Genomic DNA, 18,942 nt, shown 5'->3' on the forward strand with positions numbered 1-18,942 from the left:
GCCTGATGATTGCAAATGCAAATTAAAAGTCAACAAAAACAATGCATTAGCAGCATATTGCTGCGGCTGATAACAGGCGGCAGGCGGTAAGCGCCCAATTCACCTGACAGGAGCATTGCGCCCTATATCGCGGGGGTCTATAGTGTTGAATAACAAAATATAGCTGTGCCAAGGGGTGCAGTATATCATCGCAGAACAAGATCGAAAAGACAGCAGGCCCGCACAGTGACAGATACGCCCGAAACCCCCGAGAATGACCCCGCCACGCCCCCCGCGCGGCACCCGCATTCTGGCCCTTCGATTGATATCGCCGATGAGATGAAAACATCCTTTATCGATTATGCGATGTCGGTGATCATCAGCCGCGCGATCCCCGATTTGCGCGATGGGCTCAAACCCGTGCATCGCCGCATTTTGTTTGCGATGCATGAAACGGGCAATACGCATGAAAAGGCCTATCGGAAATCTGCGCGCCCCGTGGGCGATGTGATGGGCCAATATCACCCGCATGGCGACAGCGCGATCTATGACGCACTTGTGCGAATGGCGCAGCCCTTTTCGATGTCGCTGCCCCTGCTCGATGGTCAGGGGAATTTCGGCTCTATGGACGGCGATAACCCCGCCGCCATGCGCTACACAGAAGTGCGCATGGACAAACCCGCCGCCTATCTTTTGGCCGATATCGACAAGGATACGGTCAATTTCCAAGACAATTATGATGGCAAGCAAAAAGAACCCACCGTTCTGCCTGCGCGCTTTCCAAATATGTTGGTCAATGGTGCGGGCGGCATTGCTGTTGGCATGGCCACCAACATACCACCCCATAATTTGGGCGAGGTGATTGATGCTTGTCAGGCCTTGATCCAAGATCCCGACCTCAGTTCGGAACAGTTAATCGAGTTTATCCCTGCCCCCGATTTCCCCACAGGCGGGATCATCTTGGGCCGCTCTGGCGCAAGGCGGGCCTATACCGAGGGACGCGGCAGCGTGGTCATTCGCGCGCGCACCCATGTTGAGGAAATTCGCAAAGACCGCTTTGCCATCATTATTGATGAGATCCCCTATCAGGTGAACAAGGCCTCGATGATCGAACGCATTGCTGAATTGGTGCGCGAGAAAAAGGTCGAAGGCATCTCAGGCGTGGCGGACGAATCTGATCGCAACGGCGTGCGCGTTGTGATCGAGTTGAAACGCGATGCCACCCCTGATGTGGTGCTGAACCAATTGTTCCGCTTTAGCCAGATGCAGACCTCCTTTGGCTGCAATATGTTGGCGCTGAATGGCGGGCGGCCTGAGCAGTTGGATTTGCGGGGCTTTCTGACCGCCTTTATCGCCTTCCGTGAGGAGGTCGTGGCGCGCCGCACCGCGTTTGAGTTGAACAAAGCGCGCGAACGCAGTCACATTCTATGTGGTTTGGCGGTTGCCGTCTCCAATGTCGATGAGGTTGTGGCCACGATCCGCGCCTCCGCAGATGCGGCCGCAGCGCGCGAAGCCTTGATGACACGGCGCTGGCCTGCGGCGGATATTGCCGCCTATATCCGTCTGATTGACGACCCGACCCATACGATGAACGATGACGGCACCTATAACCTCTCTGAGGCGCAGGCGCGCGCGATTTTGGAACTGCGCCTGCAACGCCTGACCCAAATTGGTGTCAAGGAAGTGACGGATGAGTTGGAGGAACTCGCAGGTAAGATCAAAGAATATCTTGCCATCCTCGCCAGCCGTGATCGGATCATGGCGATCATCTCGGAAGAATTGGCCGAGGTGAAAACGGCCTTCGCCGTGCCGCGCCGCACCGAGATTGTCGATTGGTCTGGCGACATGGATGACGAAGACCTGATCGAACGCGAAGACATGGTCGTGACCGTCACCGCAGGTGGGTATATCAAACGCACGGCCTTGGCTGAATTCCGCGCACAAAAACGTGGCGGCAAAGGGCTGTCGGGCGGCAGCCTCAAGGAAGATGATGTTGTGACATCGCTTTTCGTGGCCAATACCCACACCCAGCTTTTGTTCTTCACCACCGATGGGATGGTCTACAAGCTGAAAACATGGCGTTTGCCGCTTGGCAGCCGCACATCAAAAGGCAAGGCCATTGTGAATATCCTGCCCATTCCTGTGGGGGTTACGATTGCCGCGATCATGCCCGTTGACCGCCCCGAGGAAGATTGGGGCGATCTGCAAATCATCTTTGCCACATCCGCAGGCGATGTGCGCCGCAACCAATTGTCGGATTTCACCAATGTGAAATCAAACGGCAAGATTGCCATGAAATTGCCCGAAGATGGGTCAGTCAGCCTTGTGAATGCGCGCATCTGCACCGAGGAAGACGATGTGATGTTGGTCACCGAAGGGGGGCGCGCGATCCGCTTCTCTTGCACCGATGTCCGCGTCTTTAAGGGCCGCGACAGCACAGGCGTGCGCGGTATCCGTTTGGGTGATGGGGAATCTGTGGTTTCCATGGCCGTGATCCGCCATTTCACCGCTGACCCTGCTGAGCGCGCCGCCTATCTCAAACAGCGCCGCGCCTTGGCGGGTGCGCCCGAGGATGAGGTCGAAACGGACGAGGATGAGGGCGTGGTGGCCGAAGGCACCCTTAGCCCTGAACGCTTTGCCGAAATGCGCGCCTCAGAGGATTTGATCCTGACCATCACAGAAAGCGGGTCTGGAAAATTATCTTCAAGCCATGATTACCCTGTCAGGGGCCGTGGCGGCATGGGGGTTATGGCTATCGACAAGGCCATGCGCGGCGGGCCATTGGTTGCGGCCTTCCCTGTTGAGATGACCGACCAGATCATGCTCGCCTCATCAACGGGCCAATCGATTCGCGTGCCTGTTGAGGGCATCTCATTCCGCTCACGCTCGGCAGGTGGGGTGAAGGTGTTTAACACCAAGGCAGGCGAAACCGTTGTGTCAGTCGCGCGCATCGTTGAAGGTGATGACGGGGACACCGCCACGGCGGATGCGGATGCGGCCGAGGCCAGCGCAGACACCTAAATCTCGAGCCCGCTCAAACCCAAGAGTTACGACCCATATCAAGGGCCGCACCGCCAAGGCGCGTGCGGCCCTTAAGATTTTAGATAAATTGCGGCCATTAACCATATGATATAATTCATATATATTTTTTATTCGCCATGCGCCATTTGCAAAGGAAACTTTGTTGAAAGCGCGTTCTGATGGCTGCACCAATCTCGCAATTTTGCCTTTGCCTCGGCCTGGCCTCTTTGGCTGCGGATATGGCGCATGCCGATAATTTGGGCCTGCGCGCCGCAACGCTTGGCCTTAACAGCACGGGTGCTGACCAAAATGGGGCGCATCTCAATCTTGATTACACGATTACCCCGCATCACGGATTTGAGCTGAATTTTGATCTGGCCGATACCGAAATCGGCACCATTGGCGGCGTTCGGGCAGGCCTATACCTCATCCCTGCCGCTGATCGGCGCTATGGTCTTTTTGCCTATTTGGCCGACCTCAACAATGAAAGCAGCCGCTGGGTTGGGCTTGGCATTCAAGGGCGCCGTCAAATTGCAGGGCTTGGATTGGGGGCTTATGGCGGGTTTGGCCTGCGCGACAGCGCCATGGCAACACGCCCCCTTGGGGATGCCGATGTGCTTTTTGCAGGTGGTGAGGTCCGTCTTGGTCTAGGCCCCGCATGGCAGGGCTTTGCGCAAATCGGACTTGCCGAATTTGACGAATTGCGCCTGTCCACAACGCAGATCACTGGCGAAATTGGTGTGCAATGGCTGGATCACGGCGGTGCAGTTGCGGTGACGGCAAGCTATGGTTTTGAAGACTTCTCAAACCCCGCCTTGCGCGATAGAGGCCAGTTCCGTCTTGGGGTCGAGATCGCCTTGGGAAAACGCCCTGTTTACACGCCCCTGCCCTTTGCAGACCCATTCCTTCCTGTGGTGGTTCGCGGGCTCTAACGCCCCCCCAAAAAACCCGTTTCACCCTACCCCGCTTTTGATCTAAGAAGCGCTCATGTCAGATAACGCGCTTCATATCATTGGCGGCGGCATGGCGGGCTCTGAGGCCGCTTGGCAAGCCGCAGAGCTTGGTCAACAGGTCGTCATCCATGAGATGCGCCCAAAGATTGGTACATTTGCCCATCAAACTGGGCATTTGGCGGAAATGGTATGTTCCAATTCCTTCCGCTCGGATGATCACGAACAAAACGCGGTCGGCCTTTTGCATTGGGAAATGCGCGCGGCGGGTGGCCTCATTATGGAAATGGCCTATCACCACCGCCTCCCCGCAGGGGGCGCATTGGCGGTGGATCGCGATGCTTTCGCCCAAGCCGTCACAGCGCGTCTGCGCGCGCATCCCAATATTACGATTGAGGACGGGGAAATCAGCGCCCTGCCCGAAACAGGCCATTGGATCATCGCAACAGGCCCGTTGACATCAGGCGCGCTGGCACAGGCCATTGCCCAAGAGGCAGGTCAAGACAGCCTTGCCTTTTTCGATGCGATTGCCCCCATCGTTTATGCCGAAAGTATCGACATGTCGCGGGCGTGGATGCAGTCGCGCTACGACAAGGGCGAAACCGAAGAAGAGCAGCGCGCTTATCTCAACTGCCCCATGACGCGCGAGCAGTATGAGGCCTTTATCGATGCCCTGCTGGCTGCCGAAAAAACCGAATTTCACGAAGGCGAAACGGCGGGCTATTTCGATGGATGCCTGCCGATTGAGGTTATGGCAGAACGGGGCCGCGAAACCCTGCGCCACGGGCCGATGAAACCTGTGGGCTTAACCAACCCGCATCAGCCCGATGTGAAACCTTGGGCCGTGGTGCAGCTGCGCCGCGACAATAAACTGGGCACGCTTTACAATATCGTGGGCTTTCAAACCAAAATGAAATACGGCGCACAGACCGAAGTGTTGCGTATGATCCCCGGTTTGGAGGAGGCACGATTTGCACGTCTTGGCGGCATTCATCGTAACACCTTCATCAATTCCCCCACGCTTCTCGATGCGCAAATGCGGTTGAAATCTATGCCGCATATCCGCTGTGCGGGCCAAATCACGGGGGTTGAGGGCTATGTTGAATCGGCTGCAATGGGGCTGCTTGCGGGGCGCTACGCGGTGGCAGAATTGCGCGGCCTCACCCCGCCCGATTTGCCCAATACCACCGCGATGGGGGCCTTGATCCATCACATCACAGGCGGGGCGGAGGCGAAAACCTTTCAGCCGATGAACGTGAATTTCGGTCTTTTTCCCCTGGTCGAAGGCTTAAAATCGGGGCGGCGTGGACGCAAAGACCGCTATAAGGCCTATACGGATCGCGCCAAGACCGATTGGCGCGCATGGCTTGATGCCTTCCCTGCCTAAGGGCTGTGTCACCCGATTTGCCCCGTCCCCCACGGGGCCTTTGCATTTGGGCCATGCCTATAGTGCATGTCTGGCCCATGACATGGCGCGAAAGGCGCAGGGGCAATTTCTGCTCAGGATTGAGGATATCGACCAATCCCGCGCCCGCCCGCAATGGGAGGCGCAAATTTATGATGATCTGACATGGTTGGGGCTGTCTTGGCCCCTGCCCGTGATGCGGCAATCCGAGCAAATGGCCCGATATCGCGCCGCTTTGGATCAATTGGCGCAACAGGGCCTGATTTATCGCTGCACCTGCCGCAGGCGGGATATAGAGGCGGCCAGTGCCGCCCCGCAGGAAGGGGCCCCCACATTCGGGCCAGATGGGCGCATCTATCCTGGCACCTGTCGCGGCCAGACTGTGACCAGTGCCGCCGAGGCCAAAGGGTCCGCCTTACGCCTTGATCTGGCGCGCGCGTTTGAGCGCCTTGCGCAAATGCGTTTCACAGAAACAGGGCCACGCCATCAGGGGCCTCATGAGATCACGCGCGAGAGCGCGCTGGCCCATATTGGCGACCCTGTATTGGCGCGGCCAGACATGGGCAGCTCTTACCATCTCAGCGTGGTGGTTGATGACGCGGCACAAAGCGTAACCCATGTCATTCGCGGCGAAGATTTATTTGAGGCAACCGCAATCCATGTGATTTTGCAAAATCTGTTGGCCTACCCTGTGCCGCAATATCATCATCACGCTTTGATCCGTGATGAGCAGGGCAAACGTCTGGCCAAGCGCGATGATGCGCGCGCCATTGCCCTTTATCGGGATGCAGGAAAAACCCCTGCTGATATTCGTAGAATGGTCGGGCTTTAGCCCTCGGGTTGCATCAATTCGACCTCGCCCCCCTCTCGGATCGCAGTGTAAAAGCAGCTGCGGCGATTGGTGTGGCAGGCAGGCCCCGTTTGCCGAACCACGAGCAAAAGACAATCGCGGTCACAATCCACACGCAGATCAACCAAATCCTGCACATGGCCCGAGCTTTCACCCTTGACCCAAAAGGCCGCGCGCGAGCGGCTCCAATAGGTGACTTTGCCTGTTTCTAGGGTTTTTTCGAGGGAGGCGCGGTTCAGCCATGCCATCATCAGCACATCGCCCGTCTCGGCGCATTGCGCAATCGCAGGGATCAGACCCGCCTCATTATAGCGTAGTCTATCTGGGTCAAATTCCACAGCACCCGTCATTTCCACATCTCGCCCTTTCCAAATGGTCATATTCACACTAGCTCTTGGGGGGAGATCATGGAAGGGGCCTAGACGCGCATGGCTGAGATGAGCGACACAAAATCCGATTTGGTGCAGCTATATTCGCAGCGAATTCTGGCATTGGCGGCGGATATTCCGCATCACGGGCGGCTTGAGGCGCCTCAGGCCAGTGTAAAGCGGCGCGCCCCGCTCTGCGGGTCAACCGTTACAGTGGATTTGGATGTCGCCGAGGGGCGGATCAGCCGCTTTGCCCAAGATGTAAAGGCCTGCGCGCTCGGTCAGGCCTCCGCGGCATTGATGGGTACCCATATTCTGGGCCGCAGCCGTGCCGAAATTGCCGCCGCCCGAGACGCGCTTGCCGCCATGCTCAAAGGTGAGGGGAACGGGCCAGAGGCCCCATTTGAGGGTTATGAGGTGCTGACCCCCGCCCGCGATTATCGCAATCGTCACGCCTCTATCATGCTGTCACTCGAAGCGACCCTTGAGGCGATAGAGCGCACCGAAGAGCCCTAAAAAAACCGCCCCTGTAGGGCAATGCAAAGGGGCGGTCATAGTGATGCGGTGTATCGTTTCAACCGTGCGATTGGGGGATCGCGCGGCCTATCGGCATTGGGGACAGATCCGAGGCAAGGATCATGATGCCAAGGGGGCGCATACCCCCGAAACCTGAACCGCAGGCAGAAAACTTAGAAAAATTGCGGCAGATGCAGCAGCCCCATCGCCAAAACAACAAGGGACATTGCCCCGCACAGATCGGCCAAAAGCGTGGTGGATGAACGCGTGATAATCGTTTTTACATCTGACAACATGGGTCATCTCCCGTTAATGTTGCCTGATTGTTCTCATACCCTGACGCGAGTCGTCAAGAACTTTTTAAGAACATTTGTGAACAAAGCGGGTCAGCCCGCCGAAATCAGGCGAATAGCCTTATCTTGCTCGAGCAACCATAAGAGGGTGCGTGCGGCCTGACCGCGCGGCCCCTCTAGCGATGGATCAAGCGCCAAAAGCGCGCGCGCATCGCTTTGCGCCATCACCATCAAGCCGCCATGTTGTTCCAGATCGGCCACGCGAAACCGCGGCAGACCAGATTGCGCCGTGCCAATCACATCGCCTGCGCCGCGAATGGCCAAATCTTCTTCTGCGATGACAAAGCCATCATCCGTATCGCGCAGGACATGCAAACGGCGCTTGGCCGTTTCTGTCAGGCCATTGCGATAAAGCAGCACACAAGTCGATGCACGGCTGCCGCGCCCCACCCGCCCCCGCAATTGATGGAGCTGCGCCATGCCAAAAAGATCAGCCTGTTCAATCACCATAATGCTGGCATTTGGCACATCCACCCCCACCTCAACCACCGTGGTGGCCACCAGAACCTTGGTGCGGTTTTCATTGAATTCGGTCATGGTCGCATCTTTTTCAGAGCTGCTCATTTGCCCATGGACAAGGCCCACCACCCCCTCGCCCATTCGTGCGCGCAAGGATTTAAAGCGTTCTTCAGCGGCAGTGGCCTCGTAAACTTCGGATTCCTCAACCAATGGGCAAATCCAATAGGCTTGCTGGCCCTCTGCCACCGCCTTTTGCAGATGTGCCACCACCTCATCCATCCGCGCCTCGGACACCAAGGCCGTGGTGATCTTTTGACGATTGGCGGGTTTTTCATCCAAGATCGACAGATCCATATCGCCATATTGCGCAAGGCTCAGCGTGCGGGGAATGGGCGTGGCCGTCATCACCAACATATCAGCCAAAGCGCCCTTTTCCCCCAATCTCAGGCGTTCGCGCACGCCAAAGCGGTGCTGCTCGTCCACAATCGCCAAACGCAGATCGGCAAATTCAACATCCTCTTGAAACACGGCATGAGTGCCGACCAAGATCGCGATATTGCCGCGCGCAAGGGCGGCCAGTTTTGCGGCCCGCTCGCGCCCCTTATCCGCTCCAGTGAGAACCTCAAGCACGACACCTGCCGCTTCGGCCAAGGGGCGCAGATTGGCGGCGTGCTGTTGCGCAAGGATCGAGGTGGGTGCCATCATCACCCCCTGCCCACCCGCCTCGACCGCAGCCAAAAGCGCCATCAAGGCAACAAGGGTTTTGCCCGCCCCAACATCGCCCTGCAACAGGCGGCTCATCCGTTCAGGCGCGGCCATATCGGCCACGATTTCCGCAATCGCGCGGGTCTGTGCGCCCGTGGGGCTGTAGGGCAAGCTTTGCAGAACCTTGGCCCGCAGCGCACCATCACCATGGCTGATCCGCCCTTTGCGCCGCTTGGCCCGCGCCCGCGCAAGGGCAAGGGTCAATTGATGAGCAAACAATTCGTCATAGGCCAGACGCAGCCGCGGCTTGGCATTGGGGGCGACCTCACTGGGCGATTGCACATGGTGCTGTGCCCACATCGCAGTGGCCCAATCGGGCCACCCCTCGCGCGCCTTGAGGGCGGGATCAATCCATTCGGGCAGGTCAGGCACGGCTTGCAAGGCATCGGCAATCGCGCGCGCCATGATCTTTTGCGTCAACCCTTGCCCAAGCGGATAAATCGCCTCGAATTTAGGGAGGGTTTCCGCCTCTTCAACAGGCAGGATGTGATCGGGATGCACGATTTGCGCAATCCCATCGAAAAGCTCTACCTTGCCCGAGATCAGACGCCGCGCGCCTATGGGCAAGAGCTTTTCCAGATAGGGCGCGCGCGCGTGAAAAAATACCAGATCAAAGGCAGTTTGACTGTCGGTGACCGTGACCCGATAGGGCCCACGCCCGCGGGACGGGGGCGGCCGGTGACGGATCACCTCAACCTCTAACGTGGCAATGCGCGGTGGGGTGATTTCGGCAAGGCGCGTTACGGGGCGGCGATCCACCACCCCCACGGGCAAGGTATAAATCAGATCTTTCGGGGTTTCGATATGAAGATGCCCTAAGGCCTGCTCAGCTTTGGGGCCGATACCAGATAGGCCCTCAAGGCGCGAAAAGAGCCCGAACAAAACCTCTGGTCGGCCCTGCGCGGCCATGGGTTAAAGATCCCCAATAAGGGCCAACCACGCATCTTCGTCAATGGTTTCAATGCCCAATTCTGCGGCCTTTTTAGCCTTTGATCCTGCCCCAGGCCCTGCAACCAAAAGGTCGGTTTTGGCAGAAACCGAACCTGCGACCTTAGCCCCCAAACTTTCAGCACGCGATTTGGCCTCTGCGCGGGTCATCTTTTCGAGACTGCCCGTGAATACCACTGTCTTGCCCATCACGGGGCTGCCCGACACATCACGAATAGCGGGTGATTGGATCTCAAGATGGGCCACAAGCCGTTCGATTGACGCATATTCACGCGGCTGCGCCCATGCCTCGCAGAGCGCTGTGGCAACCGTATCCCCGATGCCATCAATCCCCGTGATTTCGGCCCATGCGGGACTGTTCTCAAGCAATTTTTTGCGCGATTTGGCGTCAGGCGCCGTTGCGGCAGGCTCAAGGCGGGCGGCATGAATGGCCGCATCCAAGGCGGCCCAACTGCGGAAATGTTCGGCCAAATCCTTGGCCGCCACTTCGCCCACATGGCGGATGCCCAAGGCAAAGATCAGACGGCCAAGGGGGATTTTACGTTTCTCTGCAATCGCCGCGAAAAGATTTTGCGCAGATTTATCCCCCCACCCCTCGCGGTTTTTCAGCTGCTGGATACCGCTGCCATAGCGTGCCTCAAGCGTGAAAATATCGGCAGGCTCGGTGATCCATCCGTCTTTGTTGAATTGTTCGACTTGCTTTGCCCCTAAACCCTCGATGTCAAAGGCCGCGCGCGAGACGAAATGCTTGAGGCGCTCGACCGCTTGGGCAGGGCAGATCAGCCCGCCAGTGCAGCGGCGCACGGAATCGCCCTCCTCACGATGCGCCTCTGATCCGCATTCGGGGCATGTGGTGGGAAAGATATAGGGCTGCGCATCCGCGGGGCGTTGCGTGACATCCACATCTGCGATTTTGGGGATTACATCACCCGCGCGATAGACCTGAACCAAATCACCCACGCGAATATCGCGCCCAGCACGGATCGCCTCGCCTGTGCTGTTGCGGCCTGCGATGTAGTCCTCATTATGCAGCGTTGCATTCGAGACAACCACACCGCCCACTGTCACGGGGGCAAGCCGCGCTACGGGCGACAACGCGCCTGTGCGCCCCACTTGGATGTCAATCGCCTCGATCCGCGTCCATGCTAGTTCAGCGGGGAATTTATGCGCAATGGCCCAACGCGGGGTGGTGGCGCGCAACCCCAAGCGGCGTTGCAAGGCCAGATCATCGAGTTTGTAGACCACCCCATCAATATCATAGCCCAGACCCGCGCGATCATGGGCAATTGCCTGATAATGGGCGATAATCGCCTCAAGGCTCTCGCAGCGAATGGTCAAGGGATTGGTCTGAAATCCAAAATCACGCAATTTCGCAATCAGTCCAGATTGCGTGTCTGCAAGCGGAGCGGAGACAACCCCAAGCGCATAGGCAAAAAACCGCAGCGGGCGGGCGCGGGTGATCTCAGCATCCAATTGGCGCAGCGATCCTGCGGCCGCATTGCGTGGATTGGCAAAGGTTTTACCCCCTGCCTGCTCGGCGCGCGCGTTGAGCGCGGCGAAATCTGCGTGGCTCATGTAAACTTCACCGCGCACTTCGAGAATATCGGGACAATCGCGGTGGTGGATGGCCTGCGGAATATCGGCAATCGTGCGGGCGTTGGCGGTGACGTTTTCACCCGTCTCCCCATCGCCGCGCGTGGCGGCATGCACCAAAACGCCGTTTTCATAGCGCAAAGACAGGGACAGCCCATCGATTTTTGGCTCGGCGGTAAAGACCAAGGGCGTGGTATCAGACAGGCCCAAATAGCGCTGAATGCCCACGATAAATTCCGCGACATCGGTCTCGTCAAAGGCATTGGCCAAGGACATCATACGTTCGGCATGGGTGATTTTGCCAAAGCCCTCGGCAGGGCTGGCACCGATTTGCGCGCTTGGACTATCGCCGCGGATCAGATCGGGAAACCGCGCCTCAAGATCCGCGTTTTCGCGTTTCAGGCGGTCATATTCCGCATCGCTGAGGGTGGGCGCGTCTTCTTGGAAATAATCCTTATTGGCGCGCGCCAAAATATCAGCCAATTCAGCCAAACGCTGTGCCGCCTGATCGCGCCCTAAGAGGGATACCCCTGCGCCCGTGTTTTGATCTTCTTCTGACATAGACCGCCTCGCCTGACTGCTGCCCTATAGATATGGGCAGCAGCGGCAGAGGTCTAGCGCAGATCAAGCCGTAGCAGCCAAAGCGGCCTTTTGATGCGGGTCACGCAGCACGTAACCACGCCCCCAAGCCTTAAGGCAAGGTAAGCGTCCAAGCCTTCAGCCCCTTGTGAATAGATAAGATTTTCCTATATTCTGCCCTATCATCTGGAGATCGATATGCCCCTTGACCGCCCCAATGCGCCGCTCAACTCGCTTGGCTTTGCCAAACCCCCGCAGGAGACGCGGGTTGTTGTGGCTATGTCTGGGGGGGTGGATAGCTCGGTTGTGGCGGCCCAATTAGCCGAAGAAGGCTATGATGTGGTGGGCGTCACCCTGCAACTTTATGATCACGGTGCGGCTTTGGCAAAAAAAGGGGCCTGCTGTGCAGGGCGCGATATTCACGATGCGCGCCGTGTGGCTGAAAATATGGGCTTTCCTCATTATGTCCTTGATTACGAGAATATCTTTAAGGATGCGGTGATTGACGAATTCGCCGATGCCTATCTCGCAGGGGCCACGCCTGTGCCCTGCATCCGCTGCAACGAGCGCGTGAAATTCAAAGATCTGCTTGCCACCGCCCAAGAACTCGAGGCCGATTGCATGGCCACAGGGCATTATATTCAGCGCAAAATGGGGGCTGAGAAAGCAGAGCTTCATTGCGCCGCGGATGCAACGCGCGATCAGTCCTATTTCTTGTTTTCGACCACGCAAGCGCAATTAGATTTCCTGCGCTTTCCGCTTGGTCATCTGTCATCTAAGGAAGAAACCCGCAAACTGGCCCATAAATACGGCCTGCCCGTGGCTGATAAGCCAGACAGCCAAGATATCTGCTTTGTGCCAAATGGCGACTATGCCAGTGTGATTGAAAAATTGCGCCCCGGCGCAGCGGATCCGGGAGATATCGTGGATATGGAAGGCCGTGTTTTGGGCCGACATAATGGCGTGATCCATTACACAATCGGCCAACGCCGCGGCCTTGGTATTGGGGGGCTGGCTGACCCGTTATATGTGGTCAAACTTGATCCAGAGGCGCGTCATGTCGTGGTCGGCCCCAAGGAGGCCTTGGCGACCCGCCATATCCCCGTGCGCGAAATCAACTGGTTGGGTGATACGCCCTTTGACAGCGAAAAAACCCGCGAGGTTGCTGTCAAAATCCGCTCAACCCGCCCGCCACGCGCGGCCCTGATCCATCCGACATCCCCGACAACCGCGATGGTGGAATTGCTGACCGCCGAGGAAGGTGTCAGCCCTGGTCAAGCCTGTGTCTTTTATGATGAGAACAGCAGCCGAATCTTTGGCGGTGGATGGATCCACAAAGGGTAAACAGCCCGCGCATTTTTCGTGGATCTAGGTAAGAAGTGGCGCGGTTGACGGGGCTCGAACCCGCGACCCCCGGCGTGACAGGCCGGTACTCTAACCAACTGAGCTACAACCGCGCAGACGAACAGGAGCTTTGGGGCGCGATGGTGGTGGCGCGGTTGACGGGGCTCGAACCCGCGACCCCCGGCGTGACAGGCCGGTACTCTAACCAACTGAGCTACAACCGCTCACCATCGGCCACAGGCAAGCCTGTAACGTGCAGGGTGTCTATGCTGCGCGCCCTGCCCCGTCAAGGCCTCCTTTGGCGCGATTGACGCAAAAAATGCGCAAAAGCAAATTTGCGTTTGACCGCATATGCGCAGGGAAAGTTCAGACCTTACCTTGGCTGCGCTTTTGCCTCGCTCAATAACGCGTAAGCCAGCAGTAAAATCCAGCCCAATCCCGTCCATCCCACCACGACGTTCAGAATGAAGACACCAATGGTGCGCTTATGGCCACGGAGGATCGCAACGAGGGTTGGAAAGAAGAACGCTGCGATAATCACAATCGCATAGGTCGCCAGAAACCCGTCCAAACTTGGATCACCTGTCATTCATCTGCCTCTCGCTCATCCCAGATTATCCTGCACCCGTTCCACTGCAATGTCGATATTCACTTTATCCGCAAAACATTAGAAAAATTTATATTTTGAGCTAGGTTCATTCCAATAAATAAAGGAAATAAGGGACAAACAGATACGAAAAATCTTGCTTTCAGCGGCGCTTGTCGCGGGGTCATTCTTCACTACATCAGCGGACGCGTGTCCAACTTGGAACTTTCAAGCAGCAGAGCAATATAGCGGCAGCGGAAGCTATTTTTACACGCCTCGCTATTATAACATTGTCGCTGGGGGTGATTATTCGCTCTCGAAATGCAGCCATATCCGACCGGCCACAGATGTCGGCCCGGGATTTTTTCCAGATCGACCAGATTTCCGATTCAACGTCTCGGGCATGGCGGCTTACGAGTTGCATATTCGCATGGTCAGCGAATGTGACGCGGCCCTTTTGATCAATACCGCATCGGCAACTTGGTATTATGATGATGACGATAAAGGAAATCTTGACCCCCGTATCACCCTAACCAACCCGCAAGACGGGCCGATTGATATTTGGGTTGGCACCTACGATGGGGCCTATTGCAACGCCCGTTTAGAAATCGAAACTTTCTGATCAAATTTTGCCGCACAGTGATGGTTGCGCGGCCAATTCAAACGACGATGAGGATGAGTGCCCAATGTCACGTAAATCAATTCTTGCCGCTCTTGCCCTAGGCAGCCTTGCCAATTTTGCCCGCGCCGATGAAGTGGCTTTTACCGTGGATGGACGCAGCTTTAGCAGCAATTATGCCTGCACCACGGCCTCTGAGCGCGCCGTGAACCAAGTCGCCTCTTGGGTCGATTTTGCGGGCGGTGATGACGAGGAACATGTATGGTATCAAATCAACGGCAATATTTTTGTGACCATGAAATGTTACGACAATCAGCCGTATTTCATTCATGTGCATCGAGTTGGAGATACCGGTGACGCGGCGGCCAATATCCGCGACCGCATCACCGACCGGCTCTATACCGCGAAATAATCGCGCGAGCCCTTGGGATCAGTCAAGCTGAAGTCTGGGAGGAAGCGCGTGGTGGGTGATGAGAGACTCGAACTCCCGACATCTTCGGTGTAAACGAAGCGCTCTACCAACTGAGCTAATCACCCTCGCCAACGCGTGAAGGGGTATTAGCCGCATGATGCAGGGATATGCAAGCCCGATCTGCAAAGAATTTTGCCCCAAAGGCGTAAAGTTTTTTCAAAACCCAATCTTCACCTCACCCCCATTGGCGGTAATCACATAAACCCCGCCCTGCGCATGGCCCAAACGTGCCGTTTGGTCAGGGTCTAGCCCGCGCAAAAGGCCGCGCAAGGTTTGGATCACAACGCCGTGGCTAACCAATAGGCTCGGCCCCTTCAAATCAGCTACAAGATCCTGCAAACGCGCCTCGAGGGCCGCGCGCGTTTCGCCCCCTTGGGTCAAGAGAGAATGACGATAGACCTGCGCCTCGGTGTCAAAGCGCACAGGCCAATTCGCCTGCACCTCGGCCCGCGTAAGCCCCTGCCATTGCCCCATATTCACCTCACGCAGGCGCGCGTCTTGCACTAGGGTCGGCAAATCGGGATAGGCCCGCGCGATCAACCGCGCGCTGCGTGCCGCGCGCCCAAGCGGGCTGGTTCGGAAATCGGTCACCGCGTCATAGCCTTGGCGGGTGATCATTTCCTGCAACAAACGACCTTGCGCCTGCGCCTGCGCAACCCCATTGGTGGTAAGCGCGGAGTCGAGCCAACCTTGAAACCGATGCGCGTTGTTCCATTCGGTTTCCCCATGGCGCAGCAAATATATCGGAAAATTTCGCCGCATCACAAAGATCACCTCGCCCGTGGTTCACAGACCTGCCCCGCCTCAACAATAGGCCAGATGGTGGGTGATGAGGGATTTGAACCCCCGACATCTTCGATGTGAACGAAGCGCTCTACCACTGAGCTAATCACCCGTTCTGCGCGGGGTTCTTCTATTCAGCCGCGCCCCACTGCGCAAGGGTTTAGTCTTGGTCGGTTTCCTCGGCGCTTGCACCGCGTTTATCAGCCTCGATCAGCTTTATCCGCGCCACCATCGGGCGCCCATCCTGACCATCCTTATCTTTGCGCAACATGACCTATCCAAATGGCGGCAGGATCAGGTCGCGCCCTTAATCTAGGGCTTCGGCCATCTCGACCAGAACCGCATCCATGACTTCGCGCGCATCTGTGCGTTTGACACCCACGCGCATCGCAACCGCCTCAAGCAGGGTGCGGCGCTTCAGCGCCTCAATCTTCGCCTTGGGTTTGCTCTCAAATTTGGGGGCGGTCACGGCTTTGAGCGCGGGCTTGTCAGACGGTTTTGCTGTTGCTTTTACGGCCGCCTTTGATTTGGGTGCGATCACCGCCGCGACCGAGGCCACCGCAGGTTTTGGTTTAGATGCCGCCTTATCCGTAGTGGATTTTGGTGATTTTGTTGCCATGTGTGTCCCCATTTGGCCAATCCTATCAAAGCCACATGGTATCAGGACATATTATATATGAAAACTATATATTTTTATTTCGCAGCACCCGAAAAAGAAAACCCCCGCCACGAATATGACGGGGGTGTTTCGCGGAATGTGCCACATTAATGGGTTGTGGCACTGCTGTCTTTTGCGGCCTCAAGCGCACGCTGTGCGGCGGCGGCCTCTGCCTCCTCATCCCAATCAATCGGTTCGGGCTGACGGGTCAAGGCCTTTGCGAGAACCTCGCTGACATGGGATACGGGGATAATTTCCAATCCCTCTTTCACATTGTCAGGGATTTCGGGCAGGTCTTTTTCATTTTCCTGCGGGATCAGCACTGTTTTGATCCCACCCCGCAACGCGGCCAACAACTTCTCCTTAAGGCCACCGATGGCCAAGACATTGCCGCGCAGCGTCACCTCGCCCGTCATAGCAATATCACGGCGCACGGGCGTTTGGGTCAGAACCGAAACGATAGACGTCACCATCGCAATCCCTGCACTAGGGCCATCTTTCGGGGTCGCCCCTTCTGGAACGTGGACATGGATATCCCACCCGTCCAGTTTCGGGGGCTGCACGCCAATTTTGGGCGCGATAGAACGCACATAGGAACTGGCCGCATCGATGGATTCCTTCATCACATCGCCAAGTTTACCCGTGGTTTTCATGCGCCCCTTGCCCGGCAGGCGCAGCGCCTCAATCGACAGCAGATCACCGCCCACACTTGTCCAAGCCAGCCCTGTGACAACGCCAATTTGATCATCCGATTCCGCCAGACCAAAGCGATAGCGGCGCACGCCAAGCATCTCTTCAAGGCGCTCACGGGTGACTGTGACAGATTTCTCGCCGCCCTTGAGGATTGCGGTCAGGGCCTTGCGGGCCAGTTTCGCGACCTCGCGCTCTAGGTTTCGCACACCCGCCTCACGGGTGTAATAGCGGATCACATCGGTCAGCGCCTCGGGCTCGACCGCGAATTCCCGCGCCTTGAGATTGTGGTTTTTCACTTGCTTAGGCAGAAGATGCCGTGTCGCAATTTCTAGCTTTTCATCTTCGGTGTAGCCCGAAAGCGAAATGATCTCCATGCGATCCAACAGCGGCGCAGGCATATTATAGCTGTTCGCCGTGGTCAGGAACATCACGTTCGAGAGATCATATTCAACTTCCAAATAGTGATCCACAAATGTGGCGTTCTGTTCGGGGTCGAGAACCTCCAACATCGCACTGGCAGGATCCCCACGGAAATCTTGACCCATCTTGTCGATCTCATCGAGCAAGATCAGCGGATTGGTGGTTTTCGCCTTTTTCATCGCCTGAATGATCTTGCCAGGCATCGACCCGATATAGGTGCGGCGATGGCCCCGAATTTCAGACTCGTCCCGCACACCGCCCAGACTGATGCGAATAAACTCGCGCCCCGTGGCCTTCGCCACCGATTTCCCAAGCGAGGTCTTCCCAACACCCGGAGGGCCCACAAGACAAAGGATAGGCCCCTTCACCTTGGCCGAACGCGCCTGCACCGCAAGATATTCGACAATGCGCTCTTTGACCTTTTCAAGCCCGTAATGATCCGCATCCAAAACCTCCTCGGCACGGGTGAGGTTCTTTTTCACACGGCTTTTCACGCCCCAAGGCAGTGAGACGATCCAATCAAGATAATTGCGCACCACAGTCGCCTCGGCGGACATGGGCGACATATTTTTCAGCTTCTTCAGCTCTGCATCGGCCTTGTCGCGCGCCTCTTTTGACAGTTTGGTTGCGACGATTTTTTCTTCTAGCTCTGCCACCTCATTGGCGCCGTCTTCGCCATCCCCCAACTCGCGCTGAATGGCCTTCATCTGTTCGTTCAGATAATATTCGCGCTGCGTGCGCTCCATCTGCGACTTCACGCGGGTTTTAATCTTTTTCTCAACCTGCAGCACGGACATTTCACCCTGCATCAGGCCATAGACCTTTTCAAGGCGCTCGGAGACGTCAATCGTTTCAAGCAAATCTTGCTTTTGCGCGACATCAACGCCGAGATGCCCTGCGACCAGATCGGCCAGTTTTTGCGGCGCTTGGGTTTCGGAAACCGAGGTCAGCGCATCTTCGGGGATGTTTTTCTTGATCTTCGCATAGCGCTCAAACTCGTCTGCGACCGACCGCAACAAGGCCGTTGTTGCCGCCTCATCGCCCAATTTTTCTTCAAGCGGCGCGGCCTCTGCCTCGAAAAACTCCTCCGTTTTGGTGAATTTCTTAATTTTTACGCGGGATTTTCCTTCGACCAATACTTTGACTGTGCCATCGGGCAATTTCAGCAATTGCAGAACCGAGGCCAAGACACCGACCGAATAAATTCCTTCTGGTTCAGGGTCATCAATGGCCGGATCAATTTGACTGGACAGCAGGATCTGACGATCATCCTGCATCACCTCTTCCAGCGCGCGCACCGATTTTTCGCGCCCCACAAAGAGCGGCACAATCATATGGGGAAACACGACAATGTCGCGCAGCGGCAGAACTGGATAGGTTTCGTGAATTTCTGGCATTATGCCTTCCTTTTCTTCGTGGCAAGAGAGCGCGCGATCCCATCTTTGGCGATCATTTGGCTCTCTCCTCATGGAGCAGCTACATTTGGGCAGCCTTGAGACGCATTTCAAGCGGGGAAGTTAATCTATGGTTTACGCATCAGGGCCGCGCCTTCAATCTGCGTGCCATATTACGCCCCTGCCA

Annotated in this window: 16 protein-coding genes and 4 tRNA genes; 8 read left to right on the plus strand and 12 right to left on the minus strand. The window is 56.8% G+C overall.

Features of this window, described 5'->3' with window-relative positions:
* Window positions 1-225: 225 nt before the first annotated feature.
* The 4 genes from gyrA (at window position 226) to gluQRS (ending at window position 6,187) form a co-directional block, all read left to right on the plus strand.
* The gene (gene gyrA / locus AAC632_RS11445; protein ID WP_340298989.1) at window positions 226-3,000 is read left to right on the plus strand and encodes a DNA gyrase subunit A; all 2,775 of its coding nucleotides are present in this window, start codon (window positions 226-228) and stop codon (window positions 2,998-3,000) included.
* A gap of 179 nt (window positions 3,001-3,179) precedes the next feature.
* Window positions 3,180-3,932 carry a hypothetical protein gene (locus AAC632_RS11450; protein ID WP_340298991.1) on the plus strand — a complete coding sequence of 251 codons (753 nt, stop codon included), beginning with the start codon at window positions 3,180-3,182 and terminating at the stop codon, window positions 3,930-3,932.
* 55 nt (window positions 3,933-3,987) lie between these two features.
* Window positions 3,988-5,337 carry a methylenetetrahydrofolate--tRNA-(uracil(54)-C(5))-methyltransferase (FADH(2)-oxidizing) TrmFO gene (gene trmFO, locus AAC632_RS11455; RefSeq protein ID WP_340298993.1) on the plus strand — a complete coding sequence of 450 codons (1,350 nt, stop codon included), beginning with the start codon at window positions 3,988-3,990 and terminating at the stop codon, window positions 5,335-5,337.
* Complete coding sequence (gene gluQRS / locus AAC632_RS11460; protein WP_340299149.1) at window positions 5,321-6,187, plus strand: tRNA glutamyl-Q(34) synthetase GluQRS; 867 nt, start codon at window positions 5,321-5,323, stop codon at window positions 6,185-6,187. The genes trmFO and gluQRS overlap by 17 nt, the downstream gene beginning before the upstream one ends.
* Here the strand turns inward: gluQRS and hisI are convergent.
* Window positions 6,184-6,585: a phosphoribosyl-AMP cyclohydrolase gene (hisI, locus tag AAC632_RS11465; RefSeq protein ID WP_340298995.1), complete on the minus strand. Its 402-nt coding sequence runs from the start codon at window positions 6,583-6,585 to the stop codon at window positions 6,184-6,186. The genes gluQRS and hisI overlap by 4 nt on opposite strands.
* A gap of 57 nt (window positions 6,586-6,642) precedes the next feature.
* On the opposite strand from hisI, the gene AAC632_RS11470 reads away from it, so the two are divergent.
* Window positions 6,643-7,089 (plus strand): iron-sulfur cluster assembly scaffold protein, encoded by a 447-nt coding sequence (locus tag AAC632_RS11470; RefSeq protein ID WP_340299150.1) that lies wholly within the window; start codon window positions 6,643-6,645, stop codon window positions 7,087-7,089.
* Between the two features lie 173 nt (window positions 7,090-7,262).
* Here AAC632_RS11470 and AAC632_RS11475 read toward each other — a convergent pair whose 3' ends face one another.
* From AAC632_RS11475 to ligA, 3 genes are all read right to left on the minus strand, one after another.
* Window positions 7,263-7,385, minus strand: coding sequence for a hypothetical protein (locus tag AAC632_RS11475; protein WP_317654970.1), 123 nt, complete (start codon window positions 7,383-7,385; stop codon window positions 7,263-7,265).
* Window positions 7,386-7,475: 90 nt separating this feature from the next.
* Window positions 7,476-9,575, minus strand: a complete 2,100-nt coding sequence (recG, locus tag AAC632_RS11480) for an ATP-dependent DNA helicase RecG (protein WP_340298997.1) — start codon at window positions 9,573-9,575, stop codon at window positions 7,476-7,478.
* Window positions 9,576-9,578: 3 nt separating this feature from the next.
* Window positions 9,579-11,768 carry an NAD-dependent DNA ligase LigA gene (ligA, locus tag AAC632_RS11485; RefSeq protein WP_340298999.1) on the minus strand — a complete coding sequence of 730 codons (2,190 nt, stop codon included), beginning with the start codon at window positions 11,766-11,768 and terminating at the stop codon, window positions 9,579-9,581.
* 216 nt (window positions 11,769-11,984) lie between these two features.
* On the opposite strand from ligA, the gene mnmA reads away from it, so the two are divergent.
* Window positions 11,985-13,130, plus strand: coding sequence for a tRNA 2-thiouridine(34) synthase MnmA (gene mnmA / locus AAC632_RS11490; RefSeq protein WP_340299001.1), 1,146 nt, complete (start codon window positions 11,985-11,987; stop codon window positions 13,128-13,130).
* A gap of 36 nt (window positions 13,131-13,166) precedes the next feature.
* Here mnmA and AAC632_RS11495 read toward each other — a convergent pair.
* The 3 genes from AAC632_RS11495 to AAC632_RS11505 all read right to left on the minus strand — a co-directional run bounded on the left by AAC632_RS11495 (window position 13,167) and on the right by AAC632_RS11505 (window position 13,719).
* A tRNA-Asp gene (locus tag AAC632_RS11495) sits at window positions 13,167-13,243 on the minus strand.
* Window positions 13,244-13,277: 34 nt separating this feature from the next.
* A tRNA-Asp gene (locus tag AAC632_RS11500) sits at window positions 13,278-13,354 on the minus strand.
* Between the two features lie 149 nt (window positions 13,355-13,503).
* Window positions 13,504-13,719, minus strand: coding sequence for a superinfection immunity protein (locus tag AAC632_RS11505; protein ID WP_340299003.1), 216 nt, complete (start codon window positions 13,717-13,719; stop codon window positions 13,504-13,506).
* Between the two features lie 154 nt (window positions 13,720-13,873).
* On the opposite strand from AAC632_RS11505, the gene AAC632_RS11510 reads away from it, so the two are divergent.
* Both AAC632_RS11510 and AAC632_RS11515 read left to right on the plus strand, forming a co-directional pair.
* The gene (locus AAC632_RS11510; protein WP_340299006.1) at window positions 13,874-14,338 is read left to right on the plus strand and encodes a hypothetical protein; all 465 of its coding nucleotides are present in this window, start codon (window positions 13,874-13,876) and stop codon (window positions 14,336-14,338) included.
* A 64-nt stretch (window positions 14,339-14,402) separates the two neighbouring features.
* Entirely contained in the window at window positions 14,403-14,747 is a 345-nt protein-coding gene (locus tag AAC632_RS11515) for a hypothetical protein (RefSeq protein WP_340299008.1), read from the plus strand.
* A 49-nt stretch (window positions 14,748-14,796) separates the two neighbouring features.
* Here AAC632_RS11515 and AAC632_RS11520 read toward each other — a convergent pair.
* From AAC632_RS11520 to lon, 5 genes are all read right to left on the minus strand, one after another.
* A tRNA-Val gene (locus AAC632_RS11520) sits at window positions 14,797-14,872 on the minus strand.
* Between the two features lie 91 nt (window positions 14,873-14,963).
* Window positions 14,964-15,569, minus strand: coding sequence for a histidine phosphatase family protein (locus AAC632_RS11525; protein ID WP_340299011.1), 606 nt, complete (start codon window positions 15,567-15,569; stop codon window positions 14,964-14,966).
* A gap of 58 nt (window positions 15,570-15,627) precedes the next feature.
* Window positions 15,628-15,702: transfer RNA gene (locus AAC632_RS11530), tRNA-Val, on the minus strand.
* A gap of 195 nt (window positions 15,703-15,897) precedes the next feature.
* Complete coding sequence (locus AAC632_RS11535; RefSeq protein ID WP_340299012.1) at window positions 15,898-16,209, minus strand: hypothetical protein; 312 nt, start codon at window positions 16,207-16,209, stop codon at window positions 15,898-15,900.
* Between the two features lie 146 nt (window positions 16,210-16,355).
* Complete coding sequence (gene lon, locus AAC632_RS11540; RefSeq protein WP_340299151.1) at window positions 16,356-18,761, minus strand: endopeptidase La; 2,406 nt, start codon at window positions 18,759-18,761, stop codon at window positions 16,356-16,358.
* Window positions 18,762-18,942 lie beyond the last annotated feature (181 nt).

It is taken from the genome of Roseobacter sp. HKCC-CH-9351, assembly GCF_037830295.1.
GTDB lineage: Bacteria > Pseudomonadota > Alphaproteobacteria > Rhodobacterales > Rhodobacteraceae > M30B80.

Coding starts and splice junctions, on each gene's coding strand:
- AAC632_RS11450 (WP_340298991.1), top strand. CDS start 3,180: ATGGCTGCACCAATCTCGCAATTTTGCCTTTGCCTCGGCCTGGCCTCT.
- trmFO (WP_340298993.1), top strand. CDS start 3,988: ATGTCAGATAACGCGCTTCATATCATTGGCGGCGGCATGGCGGGCTCT.
- gluQRS (WP_340299149.1), top strand. CDS start 5,321: ATGCCTTCCCTGCCTAAGGGCTGTGTCACCCGATTTGCCCCGTCCCCC.
- hisI (WP_340298995.1), bottom strand. CDS start 6,585: ATGACCATTTGGAAAGGGCGAGATGTGGAAATGACGGGTGCTGTGGAA.
- AAC632_RS11470 (WP_340299150.1), top strand. CDS start 6,643: ATGAGCGACACAAAATCCGATTTGGTGCAGCTATATTCGCAGCGAATT.
- AAC632_RS11475 (WP_317654970.1), bottom strand. CDS start 7,385: ATGTTGTCAGATGTAAAAACGATTATCACGCGTTCATCCACCACGCTT.
- recG (WP_340298997.1), bottom strand. CDS start 9,575: ATGGCCGCGCAGGGCCGACCAGAGGTTTTGTTCGGGCTCTTTTCGCGC.
- ligA (WP_340298999.1), bottom strand. CDS start 11,768: ATGTCAGAAGAAGATCAAAACACGGGCGCAGGGGTATCCCTCTTAGGG.
- mnmA (WP_340299001.1), top strand. CDS start 11,985: ATGCCCCTTGACCGCCCCAATGCGCCGCTCAACTCGCTTGGCTTTGCC.
- AAC632_RS11505 (WP_340299003.1), bottom strand. CDS start 13,719: ATGACAGGTGATCCAAGTTTGGACGGGTTTCTGGCGACCTATGCGATT.
- AAC632_RS11515 (WP_340299008.1), top strand. CDS start 14,403: ATGTCACGTAAATCAATTCTTGCCGCTCTTGCCCTAGGCAGCCTTGCC.
- AAC632_RS11525 (WP_340299011.1), bottom strand. CDS start 15,569: ATGCGGCGAAATTTTCCGATATATTTGCTGCGCCATGGGGAAACCGAA.
- AAC632_RS11535 (WP_340299012.1), bottom strand. CDS start 16,209: ATGGCAACAAAATCACCAAAATCCACTACGGATAAGGCGGCATCTAAA.